We start from the raw sequence: 9,427 nt of genomic DNA, 5'->3' as shown, positions 1-9,427 counted from the left end.
ACCACCCCCCCGCCGCAACCGCCGACCGCTTTTGGTGTGGGGGGTTCGTTTTTGTGTTTACCCCCCACCCCCTGCAGGGTCCCCCCCGGCCCGTGTGGGGGCGGTCCGTATACGGGCGGGCCTCGACTTTTTTTGTCGGCGGTGCTGCGGTTCTCGTGTGGACGGGATGAATCGGATGACTTAAGCGCTCCTGATAGGTGACCTTCGAAAGCAAGGTCATGCGATCGGAAGGCTTGATGATTGCCCTATTCGCACCGCCGGACCTGTGAAAGCGATGTGACCCCGGTCGCTTTACGAGTGCGGAATCCGAAGGTAAACAGCCATTGACGCAGCGGTTTTCGTCGGGGTTCCATGCAGCACAGCCCAACCGCCGGAGGCATCCGCAACGACGCGATCGGAACCGCCGCATGACCGACACGCTCCGCCCCGTCGAGACCGCCCTCCCCGAGGTGTCCGACAGCCCCAAGACGCTCAAGCGCTCCATCGGCGTGGTCGGCGGCACCCTCCTGACCCTCTCCTGCGTGACCCCCGCCTCGACCCTCTTCGTGGTCGTGCCCGACCTGTTCGGGTCCCTCGGCACCGCCACCGCCCTGACGATCGCCATCGGCTCCCTCCTCTGTATCGCCGTGGCGTTCTGCTACTCGGAGCTGGGCACGCTCATCCCCAGCGCGGGCGGCGAGTACGCGATGGTCTCCACGATGGCGGGCCGCCTGGCCGGCTGGCTGGTCTTCGTCCTCTCCCTCCTCGTCGTGATGATCGTGCCCCCGGTGATCGCGATGGGCACGGCCGACTACCTGGCCCCGATCGTGCACCTGGACCCCGCCATGACCGGCGCCGGCGTGATGCTGCTCGCGACCCTCGCCGGCCTCCTGGACCTGCGCGCGAACGCCTGGATCACCGGCATCTTCCTGGTCCTGGAGGTCATCGCGGCGGGCGTGGTGGCCGTGCTGGGCTTCTCCCACAGCCACCGCGGAGCCGGCAGCCTCACCTCCATGCAGGTGGCGGACACGGGCGGCCACACCACCACCGTCACCGCGATGCTGGTGGTCTCCGGTCTGGCCATCGCCCTCTTCGTCACCCAGGGCTTCTCCACGGCGGTCTACCTCTCCGAGGAACTGGAGAACCCGCGCCGCAACGTCGCCCGCACGGTCCTGGCAACCCTCGCGATCTCCACGGTGATCATCCTGGTCCCGGTGGCGGCGATCACCATGGGCGCGTCCGACCTCAAGGAACTGACGGGCGGCGACATCAGCTCCATGGTCACCGCCTGGTCCAACTCCGCGGTCGGCACCTTCGTCAGCCTCTGCGTGGCCCTCGCGATCATCAACGCGGGCATCGTCATGGTCATCCAGAACTCCCGCGTCCTGTTCGCCTCGGCCCGCGACAAGGCCTGGCCCGGCCCGGTCAACACGGCCCTGTCCCGACTCGGCCGCTTCGGCTCCCCCTGGGTGGCCACCCTCGCCGTCGGCGTCCCCGGCGCCCTGCTCTGCTTCGTCAACCTGGACACCCTGTACGGCGTGACGGGCGTGTCCGTGACCGGCATGTACCTCCTGGTCGCCGTCGCCGCCCTGCTGGCCCGCCGCGGCGCCCACAAGCACACCCCGGCCTGGCGCATGCCCCTCTGGCCGGCCATGCCGATCGTCCTCATCGCCGTCCTCGCCTACATCCTCACCCAGCAGGAAACCACCTACCTCCTCTGGACCGGCGGCATCACAGCGGCGGCGACCCTCTACTGGGCCTTCTACCTCCGCCCCCGCAAGGAGACCCACTGGGTGGTCTCGCTCCCGGAGGATGTAGCGCCCTGATAGGGGCGCGGGGCTGTGTCGTTTTGCGGCTACCGCCGCGCGGGCGCGCTCAGCCCCCACGGTCCCGCGGGGGACCACCGGCCGGCTCGGCACCGCCGGAATCCGCCGTCGTGGCTGATCGCCGTTGCGGCGGGATCTTGTGGGGCGTGTGATGAGCGCCGGGGAGGGCCGCCGACCTCAGGGGCGCGGGGCTGTGCCGATGTGCGGCCGCGTGGGCGCGCTCAGCCCCCACCCACCCGCACCCGAAGGCGAGCCGGCGTACCGCACCCGAAGTACGCGGCGACGCGGTCGTACTCCTCGGGGATGGCCCGGGGTTCACCCCACCGTCGGCATCGGATGTCAGTCCAGGCCCGTACCGTTGAGGGCATGGATCTTCGACCCCCCGGCCTACGAGCCCTGCTTCGGCGGCCGCGACGGCTTCTGTCCGCCGCGGCCGCCGTCGTCGTGCTCGTCGGCGCCGGCACGTGGACGGCCGTCGCGTCCGACGGCCCGACCCCGGTGCACCGGTCCGACAAGGTCATGGCCGTCGACGGGGTACAGCTGGACACCTCGTTCTTCACCACCCCCGGCACCGGCCGACGCCCCGCGGTCCTCCTCGCCCACGGCTTCGGCGGCTCCAAGGCCGACATGCGCCAGGAGGCCGAGGACCTCGCCCGCCAGGGCTACGCGGTCCTCACCTGGTCCGCCCGCGGCTTCGGCAGGTCGACCGGCAGGATCGGCCTGAACGACCCGAAGGGCGAGGTCCCCGACGTCTCCCGGCTCATCGACTGGCTGGCGAAGCAGCCCCAGGTCCGGCTCGACAAGCCCGGCGACCCCCGCGTCGGCATGGCCGGCGGCTCCTACGGCGGCGCGATCTCCCTCCTGGCCGCCGGCTACGACCCGCGCGTGGACGCGATCGCCCCGTCGATCACCTACTGGAACCTCGCGGACGCCCTGTTCCCGAACGGCGTGTTCAAGAAGCTGTGGGCCGGGATCTTCTTCAACACCGGCGGCGGCTGCGCCAGGTTCGAGCCGGCGCTGTGCGCGATGTACGACCGGGTCGCCGAGTCGGGCAAGCCGGACGCGGCCGCGGTCAAGCTCCTGGAGGAGCGCTCGCCGTCGGCCGTCGGCGCCCGCATCAAGGTGCCCACCCTGCTCTTCCAGGGCCAGACCGACTCCCTCTTCACGCTCGCCCAGTCCGACGCCGCCGCGAAGGCGATCAGGGCGGGCGGCGCCCCCGTCGACGTCGACTGGATCGCCGGTGGCCACGACGGCGGCGACCTGGAGACCAGCCGCGTCGAGGGCCGGATCACCTCCTGGTTCGACCGCTACCTGAAGGACGACAAGGCCACCGACACCGGCCCGGCCTTCCGGATCACCCGCACCGGAGGCGTCGACTCCACCGACGGCACCGCCCAGTTGCGGGGCGCGACCTCGGACAGCTACCCCGGCCTGGAGAGCGACCGGAAGTCCGTCGCCCTGACGGGCGGCACACAGCGCGTCCAGAACCCGGCGGGCGCCAGCCCGCCCGCCGTCTCCGCGCTGCCCGGCCTCGGCGCCGCCGGCGGCCTCGCCCAGCTCTCCTCACTCGGTGTCGGCGTCTCCCTGGACTTCCCGGGCCAGTACGCCCGCTTCGACTCGGCGCCCGTCGCCGACAACGTGCAGATCACCGGCTCACCCACGGCCACCGTCCACATCACCTCGACGAGCGACGACGCCGTGCTCTTCGGCAAGGTGTACGACGTCGGCCCGGGCGGCACCCAGCAGGTGCTGCCCTCCCAACTCGTCGCCCCGATCCGCGTCGAGGGAGCCAGGTCCGGCAAGGACGTCACGATCACCCTCCCGGCGATCGACCACGAGGTGCAGAAGGACCACCGGCTGCGCCTGGTCCTCGCCTCCACCGACCTCGGCTACGCCTCCCCGACCGCCCCGGCGACCTACACGGTCTCCCTCAAGAGCGCCCTCAGCGTGCCGACGGCACCCCAGGTGGACACGGCCGCCGCGGCGCTGCCCGCCTGGGTGTGGTGGCTGCCGCTGACCGGAGCGCTCGCCGCCCTGGCCCTGCTGGTCACCGGCCGCCGCCGTACCGCCACCCCGGCACCCGACCCCGAGCTCGCCGAAGTCCCGCTGCAGATCACGGACCTGAGCAAGCGCTACGCGGGCTCCACGGACCGGTACGCGGTCCGCGAGCTGTCCTTCCGTGTCGAGAAGGGCCAGGTCCTCGGCCTGCTCGGCCCGAACGGCGCGGGCAAGACCACCACCCTTCGCATGCTGATGGGCCTGATCAAGCCGGACGACGGCGAGATCCGGGTCTTCGGCCACGCCGTCCGCCCGGGCGCCCCCGTCCTCTCCCGGGTCGGCGCCTTCGTGGAGGGCGCCGGCTTCCTGCCGCACCTCTCCGGCCGGGAGAACCTGGAGCTGTACTGGCAGGCGACCGGCCGCCCGGCGACGGACTCCCACATCGAGGAGGCCCTGCAGATCGCGGGCCTCGGCGACGCACTGGCCCGCGCGGTCCGCACCTACTCACAGGGCATGCGCCAGCGCCTCGCCATCGCCCAGGCCATGCTCGGCCTGCCGGACCTGCTCATCCTCGACGAACCGACCAACGGCCTGGACCCGCCGCAGATCCGCGAGATGCGCGAGGTGATGATCCGCTACGCGGCCGCCGGCCGTACGGTGATCGTCTCCAGCCATCTCCTCGCCGAGGTCGAGCAGTCCTGCACCCACCTCGTGGTGATGGACCGCGGCCGGCTGATCCAGGCCGGCCCGGTCGCGGAGATCGTCGGCTCCGGCGACACCCTGCTCGTCGGCACCGGCGTGCCCGTGGAGGAGCCCGTGGTGGAGAAGGTGGCCGCGCTGTCCGGCGTCGCCTCGGTGACCCGCACGGACGACGGACTGCTGGTCCGCATGGAGCCCGGCGGCAGCGCACCGCGGCTGGTCGCCGAACTCGTCCGGCTCGACGTGCCCGTGGCGTCGGTGGGCCCCCACCGCCGTCTGGAAGACGCCTTCCTGACCCTGATCGGAGGTTCCGCATGAGCACGCTCACCGAGGTCGCCTCCGGCTATCAGGCGGGCCGCACCCTGCCGCTGCGCGTCGAGCTGGTCCGCCAGCTGAAGCGCCGCCGCACCCTGGTGATGGGCGGGATCCTCGCCGTACTGCCGTTCGTCCTGCTGATCGCGTTCGCCATCGGCGGCCAGCCGGGCGAGCGGAACGGCCAGGTCACCCTGCTGGACACGGCCACCGCGTCCGGCGCCAACTTCGCCGCCGTCAACCTGTTCGTGTCGGCGGGGTTCCTGCTGGTCATCCCGGTCGCCCTGTTCTGCGGGGACACGGTGGCCTCGGAGGCCAGCTGGTCCTCCCTGCGCTATCTGCTCGCCGCACCCGTGCCCCGGGCCCGCCTGCTGTGGTCCAAGCTGGTCGTCGCCCTCGGACTCAGCCTGGCCGCGATGGTCCTGCTGCCGCTGGTCGCCCTGGCCGTCGGCACCGCCGCCTACGGCTGGGGGCCGCTCCAGATCCCGACCGGCGGCGAACTCGACACCGGCACCGCGGCCCAGCGCCTCGCGGTCGTGGTGGCGTACGTCTTCCTGTCCCAACTGGTCACCGCTGGGCTGGCGTTCTGGCTCTCCACCAAGACGGACGCGCCCCTGGGCGCGGTCGGCGGCGCGGTCGGCCTGACCATCGTCGGCAACGTCCTGGACGCGGTCACCGCCCTCGGTCACTGGCGCGACTTCCTGCCCGCGCACTGGCAGTTCGCCTGGGCGGACGCCGTACAGCCGCATCCCGAGTGGTCCGGCATGATCCAGGGAACCGCGATTTCCATAACGTACGCCCTGGTGCTGTTCGCCCTGGCCTTCCGGGGTTTCGCCCGCAAGGACGTGGTCTCCTAGGTCACCGGACGATCTCCCTCCGGCCTCGAAACCCCTGGTCCGTGCCCCGTTCGAGATCCATCCGCAACGCTTCGGGTCGCACGTTCCACCCCCCTGCGCCGTCAGAGTCGACACAAGGCCACAGAGCCAGGAAGCCGACTCCGACCGGCACAGGGGGCACACACGATGGACCGACACCGGACCCGACGACAGATCTCCGGGGCACTGCTCGCCCTCACCACCGCGGGCGCCCTGCTGCTGACGGCCTGCAGCGCGGGCGACAGCGGCAACTCGTCCAGCGACTCGAGACACAGCAACGGCCTTCCGGCCCCGGCTCCCAGCCGGCCGCAGAACGAGGACTCCGCGACCACCCCGTCCTCCGACTACCTCTCCACCTTCGCCCTGGACGTGGACACCGCGTCCTACGGCTACGCCCGCCGCACCCTCGCCGACGGCGCGCGCCCCGCCCCCTCGACCGTCCGCGCCGAGGAGTTCGTCAACAGCTTCCGCCAGGACTACCCCACCCCCGACCACAACGGCTTCACGGTCACGGTGGACGGCGCCCGCACCACCGACCCGAACTGGTCCCTGGTCCGGGTGGGCCTCGCCACCCGCCCCACCGACGCCACCGCCGAACGACCGCCCGCGGCCCTCACCTTCGTCATCGACGTCTCCGGCTCCATGGACGAGCCGGGCCGGCTGGACCTCGCCAAGAAGTCCCTGGACACGATGACCGACCGGCTGCGCGACGACGACTCGGTCGCGATCGTCGCCTTCAGCGAACACGCCGAGAAGGTCCTGCCGATGACCCGCCTCGCCGGTCACCGCAGGGAGATCCACGACGCCGTCGACAGCCTCGCCGCCCTCTACTCCACCAACCTCGGCGAGGGCGTGGAGACCGGCTACGCCACCGCCGTCGCAGGCCTGCGCAAGGACGCCACCAACCGTGTCGTCCTGATCTCCGACGGCCTCGCCAACGACGGGGAGACCGACCCCGACGCCATCCTGAAGCGCATCGACAGCGACCGCCGCGAGTACGGCATCACGCTGTTCGGCGTGGGCGTGGGCAGCGACTACGGCGACGCGCTCATGGAGCGCCTCGCCGACAAGGGCGACGGCCACACGACATACGTCTCCGACACCGCCACCGCGAACCGGGTCTTCTGCCGGCAACTCCCGCAGAACATCGACCTGGTGGCCCGCGACGCCAAGGCCCAGGTGGCCTTCGACCCGCACACGGTCGCCGACTTCCGTCTGATCGGCTACCAGGACCGCAAGGTCGCCGACAAGGACTTCCGCAACGACCGGGTGGACGGCGGCGAGGTGGGCCCCGGCCACACCGTGACGGCCCTCTACGCGGTCCGCACCAAGCCGGGCACGGAAGGCCACCTGGCCACCGCCACGGTCCGCTGGCTGGACCCCGAGACCCGCGCCCCGCACGAGGACACGGGCGCCATGGAAACCGGCGCGCTGCACGACTCGGTCTGGACGGCGGCCCCGCGCTTCCAGGTAACGGCGGTGGCGGCGTACTTCGCGGACGCGCTGGCGGGGGGCGACTACGACATCCCGGGCGCGCAGAGCCTCAGGAAACTCCAGTCCCGGGCGGCCGCTTTGGCAGAGGTGACAGAGGACAAGGACGTCGCGGGACTTTCAACAGCGATCCGTGAGGCAGCGCCCCTTTAGGGGCGCGGGGAACTGCGCGACCAGCCCCACGCACCCCACCCGGAACCCAACCTGTCCCAGACCATTGACGCACCCTTACCTACGAGTAAGTTGACGCCCCATGGGCGTACGCAGCGACCTCAAGCGAGCACGTCGACGCACCGACCTCGCCGCCCGGGGCAGGGTCGAAGTCGTCAAGGACGAGGCCGGCGTCGTACGGGAGGCGCGCCGGGAGCATCTCGCCGCACCCCTCACCACCGGCTCCCTCGCCGACCTCCCTTACACCAACGCGGCCGAGGACCCCGGCGCCACGGCGATCCGCCGCAGCGAGGGCACCGTCACGGCGGCCGCCTTCGCCGCTCAAGTGACCGCCGTGGCGAAGGGGTTGATCGCCGCCGGCCTCGAACCCGGCGGCCGGGTCGCCGTGATGTCCCGCACCCGCTACGAGTGGACGGTCCTCGACTTCGCCATCTGGTCGGCGGGCGGGGTGACCGTCCCGGTCTACCCCACCTCCTCCGCCGAGCAGGTGGAGTGGATCGTCCGGGACTCCGGCGCCCGCCATGTCGTCACCGAGACCCCGGAGAACACCGCCACCGTCACTACCGGCACCGCCGGACATCCCCAACTCCCGCACATCTGGGAGCTGGAGGCAAACGCGATCGCCGAACTCACCGCCCTCGGCGCGGACATCCCGGACGAGGACGTCGCCAAGCGCCGTGGCACCCTCACCCCCGAGTCGACCGCCACGGTCTGCTACACCTCCGGCACCACCGGCCGCCCCAAGGGCTGTGTCCTCACCCACGCCAACCTGCATGCCGAGGCCGCCAACACGGTCGAGCTGCTGTACCCCGTCTTCCAGGCGGTCACCGGGCAGAAGGCCGCCACCCTGCTGTTCCTGCCGCTCGCCCACATCCTGGGCCGTACGCTGCAGATCGCCTGCCTGCTGGGCCGGATCGAGATGGGCCACTTCCCGAGCGTGAAGCCGGACGAACTCCGGCCCGCCCTGCGGGAGTTCCGGCCGACGTTCCTGGTCGGGGTGCCGTACCTCTTCGAGAAGATCCACGACACCGGACGGGCGACGGCCGAGAAGATCGGCCGGGCCGCCTCCTTCGACCGGGCGGAACGGATCGGCGTGCGCTTCGCCGAGGCCTACCTGAACAAGTTCCTCGGCACCGGAAAGGGCCCCGGCCCCGGCCTGTACGCCGCCTGGGCGCTGTACGACCTGCTGGTCTACCGCCGTATCCGCAAGGAACTCGGCGGCCGGATGCGGTACGCCATCAGCGGCGGCTCCCCGCTCGACCGGAACCTCAACCTGTTCTTCCACGCGGCCGGGATCGTCGTCTACGAGGGCTACGGCCTGACCGAGACCAGCGCGGCCGCCACCATCGTGCCGCCGCTGACGCCCCGCCCCGGCACGGTCGGACAGCCGGTCCCCGGGACGGCCGTCCGGATCGCCGACGACGGCGAGGTGCTGATCAAGGGGCCGGTGGTCTTCCGGGCGTACTGGAACAACCCGGCCGCGACCACCGAAGTGCTGCCGGACGACGGCTGGTTCGCGACCGGCGACCTGGGCGCGCTCGACGAGGACGGCTATCTCACCATCACCGGCCGCAAGAAGGACCTGCTGGTCACCTCCGGCGGCAAGAACGTCTCCCCGGCAGTCCTGGAGGACCGGCTGCGCAGCCGCGCGCCCGTCGGCCAGTGCCTGGTGGTCGGCGACAACCGGCCCTTCGTCGCCGCCCTGATCACCCTGGACCCCGAGGCCCTCACCCACTGGCTGTCCGTGCGGAAACTGCCGGCGGACACCCCGCTCGCCGAGCTGGTGCGCGACGACCGGCTGCGGGCCGAGGTGCAGAAGGCGGTCGACCACGCCAACGCGGCGGTCTCCCGCGCCGAGTCGATCCGTGCCTTCGTGCTGGTCGAGGGCGAGTTCACCGAGGACAACGGTCTGCTCACCCCGTCGCTCAAGGTGAAGCGGCACGCGGTGACCGCCCGCTACTCCGACGAGATCGAGGCGCTGTACCGCGGCAAGTAGGCCGCAGGACACGAAAAAGGCGGGGGGGGGCGGGGGGGGCCTCTGGCGCGCCGCCCGCGGGGGGGGGGGGGTGGGGGTGT

The 9,427-nt window shown here is 71.7% G+C and carries 5 protein-coding genes; all 5 read left to right on the top strand.

Translation table 11 applies throughout. From position 1 onward, the window contains the following. The first annotated feature begins 407 nt into the window (after nt 1–407). Nucleotides 408–1,805, top strand: a complete 1,398-nt coding sequence (locus ACWGJB_RS10715; RefSeq protein ID WP_453379816.1) for an APC family permease — start codon at nt 408–410, stop codon at nt 1,803–1,805. 366 nt (nt 1,806–2,171) lie between these two features. After that, nucleotides 2,172–4,820 carry a CocE/NonD family hydrolase gene (locus tag ACWGJB_RS10710; RefSeq protein WP_453379815.1) on the top strand — a complete coding sequence of 883 codons (2,649 nt, stop codon included), beginning with the start codon at nt 2,172–2,174 and terminating at the stop codon, nt 4,818–4,820. Continuing rightward, nucleotides 4,817–5,671, top strand: coding sequence for an ABC transporter permease (locus ACWGJB_RS10705; protein ID WP_453379814.1), 855 nt, complete (start codon nt 4,817–4,819; stop codon nt 5,669–5,671). Before ACWGJB_RS10710 ends, ACWGJB_RS10705 begins: the two co-directional genes overlap by 4 nt. 165 nt (nt 5,672–5,836) lie before the next feature. After that, entirely contained in the window at nt 5,837–7,333 is a 1,497-nt protein-coding gene (locus ACWGJB_RS10700; RefSeq protein ID WP_453379813.1) for a YfbK domain-containing protein, read from the top strand. Between the two features lie 100 nt (nt 7,334–7,433). Further along, nucleotides 7,434–9,347, top strand: coding sequence for an AMP-dependent synthetase/ligase (locus ACWGJB_RS10695; protein WP_453379812.1), 1,914 nt, complete (start codon nt 7,434–7,436; stop codon nt 9,345–9,347). Nucleotides 9,348–9,427 lie beyond the last annotated feature (80 nt).

This window comes from Streptomyces sp. NPDC054813, from assembly GCF_053611365.1.
Note: the sequence above shows the minus strand (reverse complement) of the source record. Positions and strands in the feature narration are given on the sequence as shown.

Coding starts and splice junctions, on each gene's coding strand:
- ACWGJB_RS10715 (WP_453379816.1), top strand. CDS start 408: ATGACCGACACGCTCCGCCCCGTCGAGACCGCCCTCCCCGAGGTGTCC.
- ACWGJB_RS10710 (WP_453379815.1), top strand. CDS start 2,172: ATGGATCTTCGACCCCCCGGCCTACGAGCCCTGCTTCGGCGGCCGCGA.
- ACWGJB_RS10705 (WP_453379814.1), top strand. CDS start 4,817: ATGAGCACGCTCACCGAGGTCGCCTCCGGCTATCAGGCGGGCCGCACC.
- ACWGJB_RS10700 (WP_453379813.1), top strand. CDS start 5,837: ATGGACCGACACCGGACCCGACGACAGATCTCCGGGGCACTGCTCGCC.
- ACWGJB_RS10695 (WP_453379812.1), top strand. CDS start 7,434: ATGGGCGTACGCAGCGACCTCAAGCGAGCACGTCGACGCACCGACCTC.